1 protein-coding gene is annotated in these 235 nt (G+C 46.8%); it reads right to left on the reverse strand.

Annotated features, from left to right (window positions below; genetic code table 11):
* Nucleotides 1-74 precede the first annotated feature (74 nt).
* On the reverse strand, nt 75-235 hold a 161-nt coding region (rpmF, locus tag P6709_RS20700; RefSeq protein WP_442905388.1), incomplete at its 5' end, for a 50S ribosomal protein L32.

Here is a 235-nt window from a genome sequence, read left to right on the forward strand (position 1 = left end):
GTACAACAATAGAGGGTCCGAAATCGCCCCCCATTGCATCAACAGCTACAGCCTTTTTATTCTCTCGCATTGTACTATGCGTGAGAAGTCGCTGTGTGTATTACTTGACGTTCTTTATACTTACCGCATGTTGGGCATACTGCGTGTGAACGAGTAGGCGCACCGCATGAGCAGTATACTACATTAACTGGAGTTAAAACATCGTGTGAACGGCGCATACCCTTACGTGAACGTG

The organism is Jeotgalibacillus sp. ET6 (assembly GCF_029667115.1).
Classification (GTDB): domain Bacteria; phylum Bacillota; class Bacilli; order Bacillales; family Jeotgalibacillaceae; genus Jeotgalibacillus.